The 17,416-nt window shown below is 36.2% G+C and carries 12 protein-coding genes and 2 pseudogenes; 4 read left to right on the top strand and 10 right to left on the bottom strand.

Annotation, left to right across the window (positions count from 1 at the left end; translation table 11 throughout):
• Positions 1 to 888: 888 nt before the first annotated feature.
• A pseudogene (locus tag ACFIL3_RS05980) lies at positions 889 to 1,651 on the bottom strand (autotransporter outer membrane beta-barrel domain-containing protein); the annotation flags it as partial.
• Positions 1,652 to 2,039: 388 nt separating this feature from the next.
• Here ACFIL3_RS05980 and ACFIL3_RS05985 point away from each other — a divergent pair.
• Positions 2,040 to 2,183, top strand: a complete 144-nt coding sequence (locus tag ACFIL3_RS05985) for a hypothetical protein (protein WP_375681927.1) — start codon at positions 2,040 to 2,042, stop codon at positions 2,181 to 2,183.
• A gap of 1 nt (position 2,184) precedes the next feature.
• Here the strand turns inward: ACFIL3_RS05985 and ACFIL3_RS05990 are convergent, their stop codons facing one another.
• The 3 genes from ACFIL3_RS05990 to ACFIL3_RS06000 are packed head-to-tail and all read right to left on the bottom strand — an operon-like array spanning position 2,185 to position 4,954.
• Positions 2,185 to 3,156 carry a WD40 repeat domain-containing protein gene (locus tag ACFIL3_RS05990; protein ID WP_375613645.1) on the bottom strand — a complete coding sequence of 324 codons (972 nt, stop codon included), beginning with the start codon at positions 3,154 to 3,156 and terminating at the stop codon, positions 2,185 to 2,187.
• A gap of 10 nt (positions 3,157 to 3,166) precedes the next feature.
• Entirely contained in the window at positions 3,167 to 4,189 is a 1,023-nt protein-coding gene (locus tag ACFIL3_RS05995; protein ID WP_375681928.1) for a CobW family GTP-binding protein, read from the bottom strand.
• Positions 4,190 to 4,210: 21 nt separating this feature from the next.
• Positions 4,211 to 4,954, bottom strand: a complete 744-nt coding sequence (locus tag ACFIL3_RS06000) for a creatininase family protein (RefSeq protein ID WP_375612284.1) — start codon at positions 4,952 to 4,954, stop codon at positions 4,211 to 4,213.
• A 2,188-nt stretch (positions 4,955 to 7,142) separates the two neighbouring features.
• Between ACFIL3_RS06000 and ACFIL3_RS06005 the strand changes: the two genes are divergently transcribed.
• A complete protein-coding gene (locus ACFIL3_RS06005; protein ID WP_375612285.1) occupies positions 7,143 to 7,499 on the top strand; it encodes a hypothetical protein in 357 nt (118 codons plus the stop codon).
• Between the two features lie 810 nt (positions 7,500 to 8,309).
• Here ACFIL3_RS06005 and ACFIL3_RS06010 read toward each other — a convergent pair.
• Positions 8,310 to 9,644: an NAD(P)H-dependent oxidoreductase gene (locus ACFIL3_RS06010; protein WP_375612286.1), complete on the bottom strand. Its 1,335-nt coding sequence runs from the start codon at positions 9,642 to 9,644 to the stop codon at positions 8,310 to 8,312.
• A 163-nt stretch (positions 9,645 to 9,807) separates the two neighbouring features.
• On the opposite strand from ACFIL3_RS06010, the gene ACFIL3_RS06015 reads away from it, so the two are divergent.
• Complete coding sequence (locus ACFIL3_RS06015) at positions 9,808 to 10,287, top strand: MaoC family dehydratase (RefSeq protein ID WP_375651325.1); 480 nt, start codon at positions 9,808 to 9,810, stop codon at positions 10,285 to 10,287.
• A 171-nt stretch (positions 10,288 to 10,458) separates the two neighbouring features.
• Here the strand turns inward: ACFIL3_RS06015 and ACFIL3_RS06020 are convergent.
• The 4 genes and pseudogenes from ACFIL3_RS06020 to ACFIL3_RS06035 form a co-directional block, all read right to left on the bottom strand.
• Positions 10,459 to 10,757, bottom strand: a pseudogene (locus ACFIL3_RS06020) (integrase); the annotation flags it as partial.
• Positions 10,758 to 11,208: 451 nt separating this feature from the next.
• Positions 11,209 to 11,868 (bottom strand): methionine ABC transporter permease, encoded by a 660-nt coding sequence (locus tag ACFIL3_RS06025; RefSeq protein WP_375609233.1) that lies wholly within the window; start codon positions 11,866 to 11,868, stop codon positions 11,209 to 11,211.
• Complete coding sequence (locus ACFIL3_RS06030) at positions 11,861 to 12,895, bottom strand: methionine ABC transporter ATP-binding protein (RefSeq protein WP_375612288.1); 1,035 nt, start codon at positions 12,893 to 12,895, stop codon at positions 11,861 to 11,863. The genes ACFIL3_RS06025 and ACFIL3_RS06030 overlap by 8 nt, the downstream gene beginning before the upstream one ends.
• 48 nt (positions 12,896 to 12,943) lie before the next feature.
• A complete protein-coding gene (locus ACFIL3_RS06035; protein ID WP_375681929.1) occupies positions 12,944 to 13,762 on the bottom strand; it encodes a MetQ/NlpA family ABC transporter substrate-binding protein in 819 nt (272 codons plus the stop codon).
• Between the two features lie 507 nt (positions 13,763 to 14,269).
• Here ACFIL3_RS06035 and ACFIL3_RS06040 point away from each other — a divergent pair.
• Entirely contained in the window at positions 14,270 to 14,908 is a 639-nt protein-coding gene (locus tag ACFIL3_RS06040) for an SH3 domain-containing protein (protein ID WP_375681930.1), read from the top strand.
• 284 nt (positions 14,909 to 15,192) lie between these two features.
• Here ACFIL3_RS06040 and ACFIL3_RS06045 read toward each other — a convergent pair whose 3' ends face one another.
• A complete protein-coding gene (locus ACFIL3_RS06045; protein WP_375638768.1) occupies positions 15,193 to 16,224 on the bottom strand; it encodes an aspartate-semialdehyde dehydrogenase in 1,032 nt (343 codons plus the stop codon).
• Positions 16,225 to 17,416: the final 1,192 nt, after the last annotated feature.

A 17,416-nucleotide genomic window follows, 5' to 3' on the forward strand; every position in this document is an offset into this window, starting at 1 on the left:
TGTCACTTATCAGCATAGATTTAAGAAAATTGGTTTTTCTGGAACGAGTTTCTCTGCTGGATTGCGCCACCTTTTTTGATGAGCTGCAATATGTATTTTTAGTTAAAAGGCAGAAGATTTTCGGCCTTTTAATGTATTAAAATTTATTTTGCTTCATCAATATGGTTATTTTTTGATATAAAAGATTACAATAGATGCTTTCTTTTATGCGATGAGAAATTTTTCTAAAATTTTTGATGTTAAGATATGAGGACAGATTTCATTGTGAATATGAAAAGTTTGAATGCTGAATGCTTTCGGCATAATCTTTCAAAAGAGACGATATAGGTGGTTGTTTTTGTCCATTTCTTTATTCATTTTTATAGATCATAAGTTTAGTCTTTATGAGTTTTATGCATTGTTTTGAATTTTGTTTTAGAACTTTATTCACGTTTATATCATTTAATACGCATATTATTTGTTTCTTTTTTAGGATGTTTACTTAAGAATTTTGGATAGATACTTATTTTTAGAGCAAAAAGAGGGAGTTTGAGGTCAAATTATAATAAAAGTAAAGTATGCTTTATCGTGTTGCTATGGTTGTTGTTTTGTAAGTGATAGGTGGCAGAGAAATTTCGATAAGATACAGGATATTATTTTCATTGCGGTCATGCGCGGATATCACCATTCTTTTTTCAGCATTCAATATTTGCGCAGATTTTAGCACTCGAGAATGTTCATAAGAAGTAATTTACCTTTTTTCAAAAGTCCTTCTTTGCATGCCAGCTTCGTTTGTGATGGACAAGGGGTTAATTGATTAAATATAAACAGGTTTGAAATGAAAGAAATTTATAATATTTAGTTTTTATTCAATATCTAAAATGATGAATGAGCATTCTGAATTATTGCATGAAATTTTCCTAAATCAATATCACGCGTCTTATTAAACTGAAGATGCTGATAAACAACCTGAATCTGCGGAGCAAAAACAACACCTTTATACCCTGTTGCAAACGTTCTGCCACTCGTTAAAGAACCGCTAAACTGTTTACCCTTGGCAATAGCTTTACCCCGTGCTCGTGTCAAAACATCACCTTTAAAAAGGCCATACGATAACACCCCATCCATATAAAAACCGGTATCATGCTGCAAACTTCCATAAGCCCCAACAGACCATTTATTAAATGCGCTTTTTTTGCTTTGTTCAACATCCTGAGGGTGTAGAGAAAGATTTCCATAGTTCCCCAAAACTCCAAAGAATGTACGACCATATAAACTCTCAATCTCGTTTAACAAAACACCTGCTTGAAATGCATTATAATCGAGCTCAGCACCATAACCATATTCAAAAGCAGATAAATTGGAAGCATAGTGATGGCTCCCCCCATAAGCACGCAGAAAAAAGGCTGTCTTTTTATCATCTTTCCCAAAGGAATGAAAAGCATTCCGCATTGTCTCTAACGTCTTATTTTGCGTGGTCATATCCACTAAACCAGCATGAAATAAGGCATTTGGCAAAAGAAGATAAGTTGGAACCTGTGGAACAACCGCTCTAATTTGGAGATTAGACGAGGAATCCAAAGGGTCAGAAGACCCAGAAGGCTTTGGTTTAACATGGGAAAGAAGCAGAAGGAACAGAATCCGGAGATGAAGGAGATACCGGAACAGAGGGCGGTAATAGAAGTTCCATGAAATGATTATTAGATAGAATTTTCTAGGCAAGAAACTAAAGTGTGGAAGGCTGCTCGTAGGAAACTTTGCTCTTTGGAGGGGGAAATCAAAAAATTTTTTATTTAGGAAAATAGTGTTGAATTCCCTTCTTCTGATCGTAAGAATAAATCGTTGTTTCAATGATGATATCAGCTATTTTTTGCCGAATTTTTAAGAAAAATGCTTTTGTGGAAGTATGTAGCCTATATAGATGTTTATAGGGAGATGGGGGGCGGTCTTGAGAGTGATGTTTTTATTCTTGTATGGGGGTAGCAATGTTAAAAGGTCAAAAAACATGTTTAAGGTATTTTCTTGTCTAAAGGGGGGAGGAAAGGAAGAGGGAAGATTTAATGATTACGAAGATTTTAGGAGATTTTTGGGGGGAGATTAGGGAGATAGGATTTCTGAGAGCTCTGGAGATGCAAGGGGATAAGATTTCTGGAGTATTGTGTGGGCATTCTTTATCGGCGATGATTGCGCTTTTGGGTGCTTAATTTAATCAGTGATCTTGATTATACCACATTCACCATTTTCGCTACCGAAGGAGAGGTTTTGCCCTGCTTGATCCCAATTAAGTGCTGAGATAGCACTTTTCCCATAACCTTTTAGAAGGACTTCTTTTCCATCATGGAATTGTGCCGCTAAAATCATTCCATCATTGAAGCCTATTGCTACAATTTCTTTGTTTGGGTGGCATGAAACGGTGCTAACAAGTGCATTTGCTCGTGTGCCTAGTTCTAGAGGTGTTTTTCCCATGGGGCCATCTTTTGTATGAAAGGGCCAAACAATTGCGGCAGAGGCACCTGATGTTGCTAGCCATTTTCCTTTTGCACTCCAAGACCAGCTTTTGACTTTGCTTGGGTAGCCACTCATGCGGAGGTGCTGATTATCAGTGAGACGCCAGCCGTGTAAGGCGTTTTCTTGCATGGTGGAAATGACATAGCGGTTGTCTGGTGAAAAGGTGACACCACAATGAGCTCCTTTCCATACCAATGTGGTGGGAGATATTTGCGTTGATAACCAATGAAGAGTGACTCCATTGTAATGGGCAACGGCAAGTCGCAAACCTTTTGGGGCAAAAGCAAGGCCTTCTACACTGCGTTCATGTGTGAGCTTTTGTCGTTCTTTTCCAATATGCGCAAATGCGAGGCGTGAGGAGGAAAAAGCAAAAGCTTTTTGTGGACCAAAAGCAACGTTGTTTATCCATTTGCGTTCTTTTTGGCTTAACACTTCCGTGTGATCTGCTGCGGTTGTTTGACAGACTTTTCCATCTTCTCCACCGGTGATGATCGCGGTATTGTCATGGGAAAAATGGCTTGAAATTATTCCTTGGTGCACTTCAACGATTTGTGGGGTTGGATTAAAAAAAACAATGAGACCTTCTACGGAAACAAAGGCTGGTTTATTGCCTATAAAACCGCAGGAAAGGCAGTAACTTTTGAGATCATAATGGGTAATGTTTGGCATTATCACTCACTTATGCGCAATTTTCAAAACCAGTTTTTAATTTTTCAGCATCAAGAGAGCGTCCTATAAAGACAAGGCGGCTTTCTCGTTTTTCATCTTCACGCCATGGGCGTTGATGTTGTCCTTCAAGAAGCATATGTATCCCTTGAATGACGTAACGATCATCGTCTCCTTGAAAGGCGATAATGCCTTTAAGACGCAAGATATCAGGTCCTTGTTGCTGTGTAACCTGCTGGATCCAAGGGAAAAACTTTTCTGGTTGCAGAGCATCTGTTTTTAAACTTACAGAAGTGATGGTAATATCATGAATGGTGGATGCGTGATGATGGTCATGATCATGATTACAATCGGGATCACATACATGATCTGCGTGATGATGGTCAAGAAAATGGGGATCATTATCTAAAGTGCGTTGGAGATCAAAGGAACTACGATCGAGGAGTTTATCAACAGGGATGTTAACGCGCTCTGTTGCGTAAATTATGGCTCTGGGATTAATGGCCAGAATAAGGGATTCAGCATGGCTGCGTTCTTGTTGGGTGACAAGATCAATCTTATTTAAAAGAATAATATCCGCGAAGGCAATTTGGTCTTCAGCTTCACGACTTGTTTTTAATTGAGAGGGAAAATGCTTTGCATCAACGACTGCTATGACACTGTCGAGAGCTGTTTTTTCATGGATAGTATCATCCATGAAAAAAGTCTGTGCTACGGGAACGGGATCAGCAAGCCCTGTCGTTTCTATAATGATCGCATCAAATCGATGAGAACGTTGCATCAGGCTTTCTAAAATGCGAATGAGATCACCACGTACGGTGCAGCAAACACAGCCATTATTCATTTCATAAATTTCTTCGTCTGATTCAATAATCAGGTCATTATCAATACCAATTTCACCAAATTCATTGACAATGACGGCATAACGTTTGCCATGATTTTCACTGAGAATGCGGTTGAGAAGGGTGGTTTTTCCAGCACCAAGATAGCCTGTGAGAACCGTAACGGGAAGTTTTTTGGGGTGTATCATTTCCATGGAGAGACCTTTTATTGTTCTTTATTGCCATGTGTTTATGTTAAATCGATTGATATCATCAAGTAAATCACGAAGCTGAGACAGAACATGAGAAAAGATTGCTTCACCGGCTTGTGGTGTTGCTTTGCTTGCATTTCCTGCCGCACCTTGCGTATTTAGATCTTTCATTGTCCAACCAAAGGCATGAGGACCATAAGCACGTAAATACCGATAATTGGCAATCATATCCGCTTGTTTATTATGAAAATTTTCTGCCTTTTCCATATGGACTTTTTCTGGTGCTAAATAGAGCATGAGAGAGGTTTCGATAAAGCCTCCATGGATATCAAGATGTTGTTGAGATGGCTCCATGAGACCTTGTGGTAAACCAAAACGGCTCCAGCTTGTTGCTACAGCGAGCATCGAAAGGCGCCTTCGTAATTCGGTGATAACGATGCTCATTAAAGGTGAATTTCCTCCGTGAGCATTGAGAAGAAGAAGACGGTTGATCCCTTTGTGATAACAGTTTTCACCAATCTTTATCCATCGCTTAATCGCATCAGAAAAGGTAAGGGTTTGTGTACCTGTAACATCCATATGTTCTATAGAATAGCCAATCTTTTCAACCGGTAAAAGTGCGATATGAAACTGCTCTTTTGTTTGTAAAGTGAGGGCTTTTGCAAAAGCTTCAGCAATAATCCAGTCGGTTTCGAAAGGAAGGTGCTCTCCGTGATATTCATGTGCACCCAAAGGTAAAAGAGCGAGAAAAGGTGGGTTAGATACCATAAATTAATGCCCAAAAGAGAAGTCAAAAGAGACAAAGTGATCAAAGGTGCTGTCACTATTTAATCTATCTATAAGAGAAACGCAAATAGGCATCTTTTTACATCACATATGGATGCATAAAAATGAGAGCTTTGTTAAAAATAGAGAAGCTTTTATTGAGCAAAGCCACCGCAATTTTTCTGTAATATTAGGCAATCTTTCTCAAGATAGTTGTCTTTTATAAGTATTTCTGATTTATATTCTCATTTTTAATAAGTATATATTAAATATATAATTTTTTCTGTAAATTACATATTATTCTTTTATTATGGAGAGAGGATGATCAAAGTATTTCTACTATTGCAATATTACAAACTTTTGTTGCAATCAGGAACTCTATTCAATTATCTGTATATTACAAAAGAATGGAAATATTTGTTGATTGATTTTACTTTGGATAGTGTCTTAACAGATTTTAGTGTTCATGAGAAAAAATAAATATAAAGGGAAGAATTCACTAAGATGAATTTGTAATCTCATAGAGCAGTTTATAAGATGATTCAGTAAGAAACACCGTTGGATACAAGAAACACCGTTGGATACATAATAAACAGAACGCCATTGTGTTGCACATTGACGCTTTTGTTTTAAAGAAACATTTCTCAAGGTATCCAAGCCTATTTTGCAACGGCGCCCGTGAATAGTATAACGGTAAAGTTTTATAATATAAAATCTATTGTTTTCCACCATATTTACACTTTTAAAGTAAAAATGGGCACCATCATTCACTTTGCTAGTTTTCAATACTGTGTTAACAGCGCTTGTTAGTTAAAATACCTCATAAGTGATATTTTCCTTTCTTCAAGTGTGTTTACACACACACACCGATCTCGTTTGTGATTTGCAAGTGAAGAATTTTGATTGATTCAATATAAACAGAGTTAAAATTAAGAGAGTTTTATAATCGTCAGCTTTCTCATTCAACATGCAAAACAATAAATTATTATTATAGATTAATATTTTGCGATTAAAGTGATCGGTTGATGAATTTATCATTCAATATCAGTTTTCATGGCGTTATTTTTTCAATGCGCTACTTAAGTTGGTATTTTAAAAATGCAATTTTTTAGTAAGTTTCTCTATTCCTTTTCTTTCAAGCATTTAATCAATTATTTATTATTATTCGTTTTTCACAAATTGCAGACAGTTATGTGAATATTGCTAAAAATTTCGTTCAAAGAGAATTATTTGTTACTAATATAGAGTAAATATAATTACTTAAAATATAAATATGGTTGTGATCTACAATATTGACGAAAAATATGGAATAACTTTTATGAAAATTAAGAAAGAAAGTTTTTTCAGTATTTTGGGGATCATTTCATTTTTCATGACTCTCTTTTTATTTAATTTTAGGTAGTTTGTTGGAGCTCTAGTATTGCTTATAATGGTTTTGTAAATCTGATAGATTTACTTATTTTATGCGTTTGTTTTGTTAGGTTTGAAAGTCAATATTTTGTGTTCTTTATGCTGTATGGGATAAAGGGGGCTGAATTACCTTTTTTAAGATGCTATGCAGTATTTTTTCTTTTTATATATCAGTAAAAGTTGAGAATCATTTTATTAACGTCTCTTCCATTTGAAGATAGAGATCTTAATTGTTTTTTTACACTTTATACCTGTTTTATAGAAAAATAGTACACTATTTAAATTTGTTTTATTAGGATAGATTTGTTTTAGATCAAGTTTTTATTTGATACCAATTTCATTTTTATATTTATTGAAATAATAGACAATCATATATCATTATATTGGCAGTTTTAAATTTTATAGTTCTTTAAAATTAATTACATTTTAAATTATTTATAAAAGCTCTATTATATAATTTTTTAAATGAATTTGTTTCGTAATATTTCTTATAATAAGAAATTTAATAAATTATTATTATTTTTAATTATAGCAATAAAAATGACAAAATATTACTGTTGGTATCTTGAGTTATTATGGCGTAAAAGGAATAAATTATTTTTATCATTTATTGTTTTTTATCTTTACATGTAATACATAATGTGTTATATTATAATAACAAAATTACATATAATATTTTATTATGTGCAATTATATAAATGATTAAATATAATTTTTGGTTTTTATATATGTGAATATTCTTTCATTTTTTCAGTGAAGAAAAAGAGGAGCAAAGAAAGCTATGTTTAAAATATTTAAAAATCGTGTATGTTCATTTACTTTTACACTATTTATTCTTTTTTTTATACAAACTATAGAGGGAAATGCAAGTTTTGTAAAAAATAAAGTTCAAGAGAGAATGGCAATTACTATTCCTACACTAGAAAAAAATGTAGCTATTAAAGCTGTGGATAGAGTTGTTATTCAAGGCGTTGAGGAACAAGATGTTATTGCGTTAGGGAAACCTGAAAAAGCTGCTGCCTTTTCAGGTTCAGCCTTTTGGGGGGGAATAAGTATTTTATCACTTCTTGCTTCTTTATGTATTGGGGATGTATTAGGTACTGTTGTAACTCTTTTTGCAATATTTAGTACACTTTAGTAGGAAGCTCATCGACAGAGTCGAGGATTTTTTTGTTCACTTCATTATTTTTAAAAAATAAATATTTTATTATTTATACTATACTAGATAATAAAATCACTAATCTTAATACTAAATGTAGCTTTTATTAACATTATTAAAGTTCAAGATCCTACATTTATGTTGTTTTTTACAAATTAGCGTAACCTGATTTTTTTTTACAGTTTATGATTATTTTCTAGTAATAAGGCTAGTATACTTACTATCTTTATCAGTCTTTTAATATTGTCTACCTTTTCTCATATGAAGATTATTCGTCAAAGGTATATTTTATCCTTTTTAAATTTTTTTATCTTTCATAAGGGGATAAAATAAAAAATATCCCTATATCCATGGCTCTCATGCAATAAGAAAAATGAGAAATTATTATTTATCATTTTAAATTTGTTTATGTTAAATCCATCAGAAGTATTTTTTACGTATAACAAGTTGCGTTCGTGTATGGATAAAATTATTAAAAAAAAGACTAAAAATTCTTCTCATTAATTATCTCTAAGGTTCAAGGACTGTTGTAGTATTGGAAAATAAATGATGGTGCTGGTTTGTATCTTCATAGAGTAAAGATAGTGATACACAATGAATCTTATGCCATCTCATGGGGTGGTTTATACTGTCGCATTTACGGGACATATTGTGAGAGGGAAGTGGTGATGTGCATCGTTGGAAAATGCTTTTATTAAAACATAAACCTGTATTTGCGATAGAAGTGTATTCTGGGTTATTCTGTTGCCTAAGGGAAGGATACTGTTAAGTAAGGTAATTCAGGAGTATTTATAGCTTAGCGGAAGAAGGGTAATGAAGTAAAAGGTCTTGTTTAGCACGAAGACGTGCAATCCATTGATCTTCACGAATAGCAGTATTATGTACTGTAATGAGTTCGTTTTTTTTAATTGTAGCTGTTACTGTTGCTTTTTCTAAAAGGCCACAAGGAATGGCGTGGTGAGCGCGTGCTTCTGCGATGTTCATTATCCAAGCACGATAAGTATAAAGACCGATAAAGTCTAGCTGATCACCTGGATGTAAATCTTTTTTAGCAACAGCACAGACTTCTACTACGGGATGGCTAAGAGGAACCATATCTTTTTTGCCATAAAGCATAATACGTGCGCAGGTGAGGGGAACTTCCATTGCTGTTAAATGATAGGGGCGATGAAAGGTGAAGTAAGGCCCCTGACCAATTTTTAAATCTTCCATACGTTCGCGTAAACGCGGGTGTGCTATTTCGGCAATGACAAAGACACCAGGTGAAACACCTGGACCTATTGAATAATCTACAACACCATATTGTTGTAAAATGCCCCCATCTTGTTTTGGAATAAGCACTTTGTTTAAATCTTGTAGCGCTGCTCGTGGTCCATGCATTCCTGGGCAATCGGGGAGAAGTCCGGTGGCATTGGCAATGGCTGCCATTTCAACCATCGTTTTGGAACCATCAATAAATTCAACCAACATGCGCACATTCATATTACGCCGGAATGCTTCTTCTTCGTAAGCGTCAGGTGTAGCATCAAAGCGCAGAGGATTATTTTTTCCTTTACCCGCTGCAACAATCTTATGTCCAAGGGCTGAAACAAATTCTATGAGTTCCATACAAGAAGTAGGTTCATCGCCGGCACCAAGTGTATAAATGAGCCCTCGTTTTTCTGCTTCATGTTTGAGATAAGCGCCAATTGTAACATCTGCTTCAACATTCATCATGACAAGATGTTTGTTATTCTCAAGCGCTTTGATACCAATCTCTGCTCCTGCTTCGGGATAGCCTGTTGCATCAACGATAATATCAATTTGTTCATGGCGCAAAACAAGGTTAATATCATCTGTTGCTGCAATCAAACCCTTTTCAATGCTTTGGGTGAGAGCATAAGTATTTTCAACTTCACAGACATGTCCATCTTCGCCATAGGCTAGTGTAGCGGCATCAAAAATACGTGACGGTGTCCTCGTGGCTACAGCAGCGACTGTTATACCATCCATATGCGCAATACTTGATAATAAATCTGTGCCCATTTCACCACAACCAATCAGTCCAATACGGATAGGGGGATGGTTTTCTGCACGTTGTTTCAAATCATGCGCTAAACCTGTTAGGTTCACATTGCTTGCCATTCTTTTTTCCTATTTGAAAACTACTCTGCTAAAGAACTTTTCTCATTCATAAGGTGCATTTGTTTTTAAGACAATTAATCTTTTATTCTTGATGCTCTAATCAATGGATTTTATAAAAGCAAGAGGGGTGGTTTCTTTTATCAAATAAAATAGGAATAGCGTTATGCAGCAAAAAATAACAGTACAAGATGTCACCAGTTTTATTGGGAAAGAAGTGGGATTATCGGAGTGGCGTCTTGTTACACAGGATATGATTAATCAGTTTGCATGTGCTACAGATGATCATCAATGGATACACGTTGATGAGGAAAAGGCTAAAAAGACACCTTTTGGCGGCACGATTGCTCATGGTTTTTTAACATTATCGCTTTTGTCTAAGCTCGCTTATGAAGCTCTTCCAGAGTTAGAAGGGAGCACAATGGGGATTAATTATGGTTTCGATAAAGTACGCTTCATGAGTCCTGTGAAAACAGGGGTACGGATACGTGCGCGTTTTGTGTTAGACGACGCAGAAATTCGTCCTTCTGGTCGAGTGGTTTTCCATTATGGGGTTACGGTGGAAATTGAAAAGTTAAAAAAACCAGCTCTTACAGCTCAATGGCTTATTGTTGCTGTTGTGGAAGAAAAACCTTCCAATATCTAGATTATTTGAGTGCTTTATTTTATAAAATTTTTATACAATTCTATTAGAAGTTTCTTCAATGATGATATTGAGAATAATCTATAGGATAATAGATATGGTGGAGCTATCATAGCGTTGATAGCCATAGCAGGTTGCTATCTTTCCTAGATCGTTTTGAAGAGGAGTTTCCTAATGAAGATAGTGCATTGCTTCACGCTTTTGTTTATAGCGTTCTTTAATGGGATCATACCCATCACGTAAAACAGAACGCTTCAAATGGAATATACTTGCGTTGCCAATTCACGGGCTTATTTTAAAGCAACATCTCTCAACGTTCGTCACGCCCATTTCGCAATGGCGCCTGTGAATAGTATAACGATAAAGCCATTGAGCACCCCTATCTTTATGCTTGTGAAGAAGAAAGCTGGCACCATCATATTATATGCTAGCCGCCAATGTTAAGACAGGTCTTGGCGCTTGAGATAATTCATAAGAGGCATGCCTTTCTTTCTTGTATAGTTTTACTCACACGGCTCTTCCCGCTTGTAACGTGTAAGCGAGAGGTTTTGGTTGATTCTATATGGAATAAATTGGGAATGAGAGGATCTTACGGTATTCAGAGTTCTCGTTCAATATGAATAACGCCATATTATCATTATAAATTCAATGTGTTATCTACGGTTTGGAGAGGTTGTGGTCAATGTCTTAATTTAAAGAGAGTCTCACATACTGTGAGATCTCTTATTTTATCCCCTTTTATATTCTTTTATATTAAAGCCATTAAAACTATTTTCTTTCATGTTACAAACGGATGGGGAGAGATAAAAACTGTTTAAGAAAAAAGTTTCTAATCTCTTATGAGTGTTTTCGATAGGCAAGGGTTGGTGCACTTGGAAAGTGGCAAAGGGGATGATGGTATTGGCATGTGAAATTCTAAGTCTTTTAATGTTTTGTTTTATCAAGTTTTTGTACGATTTTATCAGAAGTCCATTGGGTTGTAATATTAAGCACGATCAAAAGGATGATGACGATGGTCATGATGAAGGTATTGTAGCGTTGGTAGCCATAGCGGATTGCCATATCCCCTAAACCGCCTCCACCAAGATATCCAGCAAGTGAGGTGGCTCCTATAAGAGAAATGACCATGACTGTAAAACCTGTAATCAGGCTAGGGAGAGCTTCAGGAATAAGAACATGTCTGATAATTTGAAGACGACTTGCACCCATCGAGCGGATCGCTTCAATGAGACCGTTTTCAACGGTTTTAAAAGAGAGTTCCGCCATGCGTGCATAAAAAGGGATAGCTGAAATGGTCAGTATAAAAATTACAGCAGGCATTCCTATCCCTCTTCCTACAACGATACGCGTAACGGGAAGAAGATAAAATGCAAGAATGATAAAGGGAATGGCACGAATACTGTCAATGATCATGCTTAAAGGGCGATTGATGAGAGATGAGGAAAAAATCCCTCCGCGTGCTGTTGTGTGAAGAAGAAGACCAAGGGGAAGCCCTATAATAAATGCCATAACAGAAGCACTAAGTGTCATCAATATTGTATCAATAACAGCTTGGGGAAGTTCATGAGACAGAACATTAAACATAGCCTAAGACCTCACAATATCGTCCTTTTTTCGTTAACCATTGAACAGCTTTTTCTAAAGCTTCTTTATCTTCTCCAGGAAGAGCCAAGAAGAGTCTCCCGATGGTTTCATCTTGAACTGTATCAATGCCACCATGCAAAATACGTGCTTTTAAACCACTCTCATTTTCTAGAAGATGAAGAAAAGGCTGCTGGGCAATTTCACCGGCAATATTAATTTCAATGACAGCTTCTCGTCCGATTGGTTTGAGATTTTTCGCAAATTTTTCAGGAAGTTGCGGGGTTACAAGCTTGAGCATGGCTATGGTTGTATCGTCTTGCGGTGATGTAAAGATGTCTTTCACACGTCCTTCTTCTACAATGTTTCCCTGATTAAGAACAACAACGCGATGCGCTATGGTGCGCACAACTTCCATTTCATGGGTGATGAGCACAATCGTGAGATTGAGGTGTTTATTAATATCAGCAAGGAGCTCTAGAATAGATTGTGTTGTTTCAGGGTCAAGAGCAGAGGTGGCTTCATCTGATAACAATATTTTAGGATTAGCAGCAAGCGCACGAGCAATGCCAACGCGTTGTTTTTGTCCCCCGGACAATTGTGCCGGATAGCAATATTCTTTCCCAGATAACCCAACCAATTCAATCAGTTCAAGGGCACGTTTGTGGCGTTGTTTTTTACTTACACCACTTAATTTAAGTGGCAATGCAATGTTATCAAGAATATTCTGCGATGAGAGAAGATTGAAATGTTGAAAAATCATTCCAATTCGTTGACGGTAAGGCGCCCATTCTATCTCTGATAGATTAGAAATATCAACACCTTCAAAAAAAATGGACCCTGCATCAATCTTCTCTAACCCATTTAAACAGCGAATAAGTGTTGATTTTCCTGCTCCACTGCGCCCAATAATGCCAAGGATTTCACCAGCATGGATATTTAAAGAGAGATTATTAATCACCGGAACACCAGCCGTTTTGTTAAAACAACGGCTGATGTTTTTTAAGGAGATAAGAGTAGGTTTTTCCATTCACAATTACTCGGATATTTGGCACAGTTATTCAGATATTTGGCACAATTACCAAGATGTTTGGGCGGTATTGCCAAAAATCTCTTTGATTTTTGCACGGATAAGATCGTTGTTGTAAGCGGCAACTAATTTTTTAACCCATGGTTCATCTTTTTCGCTCGTGCGTACAACGATGATATTATCATAAGGATTATTTTTTGCGCTCTCCCATGCGACTACATCTTTTTCGAAGTTTAATCCGGAAACAATAGCCCAGTTTGTGTTTATAATTGCAAGGTCAAAATCGTCAATAGCTCGTCCTAACATACCGGCATCGAGCTCACGAATTTGCAGGTTTTTAGGATTTTCGATAATATCAAGTGGAGATGCAAGAATATTATGAGGATCTTTTAACTTAATGAGACCTAAAGAATTAAGAAGAAGTAAGGCTCTTCCACCATTAGATGGGTCGTTCGGAATACCAACATGTGCACCATCACGAAGATCTTTTAAGTCTTTTATTTTGTGTGAGTAAACACCGATTGGAGCAATAAATGTATAGCCGACAATTGAAAGTTTATAGCCACGTTGTTTCATTTGTTCATTAAGATAAGGGGCGTGCTGAAAAGCATTCGCATCGATCTCTCCTGCGTTAACAGCATCATTAGGCAAAGCGTAATCAGAAAAATAAACGAGTTCAATATCTAAACCGACTTTTTTAGCCTGTTCAGCAGCAGTTTTCCAAATAATCGCATCCCGCCCTTCCATAATACCAAGTTTGATTTTTGTTTTGTCTGCGGCCATGGAAAAAGCAGTAGACAAAAAAAGTGCAAAGAGAGAGAGGAATAATCCTATAATCCGACTACGAGAAAAATTTTTTAATGTCATATGCTTTTAACTTTCTTTTTCGAGAAATTTTTTGAGGGAAGTTTCAATATACTCTGTATCTTTTTAGGCAGATTTAAAGTTATACAAGCTTTAGAGAATATTCAATCACTTTTATTTTTAAAAGAGTATTATTTTTCCTTCTATTTTAGTTGTTTTGGGGGCTGATCATCATTTGTTCATAGAAATTCTCTGAAATTCAAATAATTAATTCTTTTATTGCAATCATTTGTTGAGGGAACCAATGCCCCTTTAAAAACTTCTGTAAGGGACAATTGGTTGAAGAACCGGACAATCAGATGATGCTTTAGCCGTAAATTCATGAAGAACATACTGTGCAATCAAGATCAAAAGGCCGTGTTCGTGTAGGCGATAAAGAGAAATTTTGTTGCAATGTTGTGGGTTTTTGGGGGGGGGAATAAAGGTTGCTGATCATTGGATTTAAACGCGGCAAATTTTTGCAAAGGCGAATTTTTGCCCTTCATACGTTTTAAGAGAGGAAGAAAAATAATGTTAAGAAAGAAATTTTTATCAACAATGATGACTTTATGGGCTTTAGGAGCGTCAGGGGTGGCTGTGACTGCTTTTCACGCACAAGCTGGAACCATTACAGGAACAGTTGCTCGTGTTGCATCAGGTCAGGTATCTTTACGCACAGGCCCTGCGACAGCTTATAAAGTTATCGCAATGGTTCCAATGGGAGCAAAAGTGCAAATTTATGGCTGCCTATCCAATAAAACTTGGTGTTCTCTTGGTTATCATGGAAAAGTTGGTTGGGCATCTGCACGTTACGTCAATGTTAACAATGTTCCTACCATTGTTTTTAAAAAGATGCCAGCAAAATCAAAATCCATGGTAAAATCGCCAAAAGAAAAAGTAAAACAGGCTGTTTCCGACTTTAAAGCTCTTCCGGCGATTCAAAAAACACGGAAAAATATGCAAAAACTATACAGAACAGATATGATTATCGATTCTACAGGTGTTAAAAAAAGAGATGAACGAACAATTTTAAATCCGTCGCAAAAAGCACAAGGCGTTTCTGTAAAGCACGTGAGTGCTTATAATCCCTCCTTTCCTGATAATGTCAATTACAAAAATTTTGAACGTAATGAAACGCGTTACCGTGTCGTGACCTATCCTGCTCGATAAGGGTAAAGTTAATTTTACAACCGGAATGACAAAAAGGATCAGCAGCATGAAGCAAACAATGCTTATGCTGCTGATCCTATTGTACCGTAAAATGTCATTAAGGCGGCAATGCTTAACTTAAGGTGGCGAGGCATTCAAGGATATTCCGAGTCAAATTTGACAATACCTTGGATTACAGTTCTTTAGGATGGTGATATGAACCTTCAGCTGGGGAAGGTTATACTGAAGAGAAGCCGGACTTTTGACAGACCGGCTAGGGGTTCTTTGTCCTTTCGGACAGGGCGTTAATTTGCGGACTTAGGCTTTATCAAATTACGAAAAATGAGCAATTCAGCAATTTGAACGGCATTCAATGCTGCTCCTTTTCTTAAATTATCGGCGACAACCCAGAAAGCTAAACCATTTTCAACGGTGATATCTTCACGAACACGGCTAATAAAGGTATCATCTTCTCCGGTACCTTCATAAGGTGTGGTATAACCACCATCTTCGTGTTTATCGATAAGCTGACAGCCTGGTGCATCGCGGAGGAGCGCTTGTGCTTCAGATGCGCTTAGTGGTTTTTCAAATTCAACATGGACGGCTTCGGCATGACCGATAAAGACAGGGACCCGAACAGCAGTGGCTGTTAATTTAATTTTCGGATCGAGAATTTTCTTCGTCTCAACCGTCATTTTCCATTCTTCTTTTGTATAACCATCTTCCATGAAAACATCGATATGAGGAATGACATTAAAGGCAATGCGTTTAGTGAATTTTTTTGATGTAATTGGGTCTGCAACAAAAACTGCGCGTGATTGTTCGAAAAGTTCGTCCATTCCTTCTTTACCAGCTCCAGAAACAGACTGATATGTAGAGACAACAACACGTTTAATGATTGCAGCATCATGGAGAGGTTTTAAAGCTAAGACCAGTTGAATTGTTGAACAATTAGGATTTGCTATAATATTACGCTTAGAAAAGGCATTTATAGCTTCGCCATTGACTTCAGGGACTATCAACGGAACATTGGCATCATAGCGCCACGTGGAGGAATTATCGATGACGACACAGCCGGCAGCAGCAATTTTAGGGGCGTATTCTTTGGAAATGCTCCCTCCCGCAGACATAAGACAAAAATCTGTGTCAGAAAAATCGTAAGTATCCAGTGCTTTTACTTTTAAAGTTTTATCTCCATAAGAAACTTCTTGTCCTAATGAGCGTCGTGATGCGAGAGGGACAATTTCATGTGCAGGAAAACCACGTTCTTCTAAAATTGTAAGCATTTCACGACCAACATTTCCGGTTGCGCCGACAATTGCAACTTTATAACTCATTTTCTATATACTCCTCATGTCTCTCCACGTTTATTCCCCGTGCTATACTCAGGAGAGAGTGAGTTGGTCAAGGAACATCATTAAATTATATTTTTGATTTTCAACAACTCAATTTTGTGCACACCAATCATCATCATTAGCACAATAAATTGTTTTATTTCAAATAATACGTCTCTTTTAATCTTTCAGAATTGAAAAAATTGAATATTTTACGCTAAGCTATTATCTCTTTAGAAAACACTTTAATTAAGTGAATTCCTTATCTTCTGTCAATGTGTACCTTCACACTTTTGAATTTTTTAAAGATGGTATTACGTATCGCGTTGGTGGAATCTTTTTATACTTTATCTGTTAATTGTTGAATTATTTGATTTTCTCCCTATGCCTTTAAAAGCGAAGCTTCCTATTACAGTCTGTAAACTGCTAGATTCTAGCGGCTTCTCATTTTTCACTTAAACTAAAGGCTCAACAAGCAGGCCTAAAAATATTTAAAAAGATATTGGGCATCTAAAAAACATTTGAATGTTTCAAGGAGGTATGCGTGCTTCATATCCTCATACCTTAAATGATAGAATTTATGGCACAACAGGATAAACTTAAGTATCCATATATAGATAAATTCTTATGAAAGTTATACATATAGTTTTTCGTGTCTATTTTTAATTTATATTTCTTATTTTTACTTTAATCCTGTTATGCTATAAAATATCATTATTTGTAGTATGATGGTATATGATCTTTAAGCTTTCTCGATATATTTAAGTGTTTTTTAGTGTGTGGGAATATTCTTAGGCTTGTTTGGCAAGCCTTTTTTAAGTGACTTATATGAGTGGAAAGTCAGCCGTTGAACACTCCCATATTTACGTTTAATAAAAGAGCAAGTTAGCACCATCATCCATTTTTTCAGCAAACAATGTCGTTACAGCTCTTGGTATGTGAGACGATTCAATAAGAGGTATGCCTTTTTGTACATTTTTACTCACACGCCAACTTTGCTTGTGTTGTGCAAACAAGAGATTTTGATTGATTCAATATAGAACACGTTTGAAATGAAAGAATTTTACGATATTCGAAACACTTATTCAATATCAATAACGTTAGATTATCATTATAAATCAATGCACTATTTCTAAGTTAAACTCGTTAGAATTCGGATTATTTACAAATCAGATTAGATTAAGCATTTTCATTC

It is taken from the genome of Bartonella sp. CE47NXGY (assembly GCF_042195415.1).
GTDB lineage: Bacteria > Pseudomonadota > Alphaproteobacteria > Rhizobiales > Rhizobiaceae > Bartonella.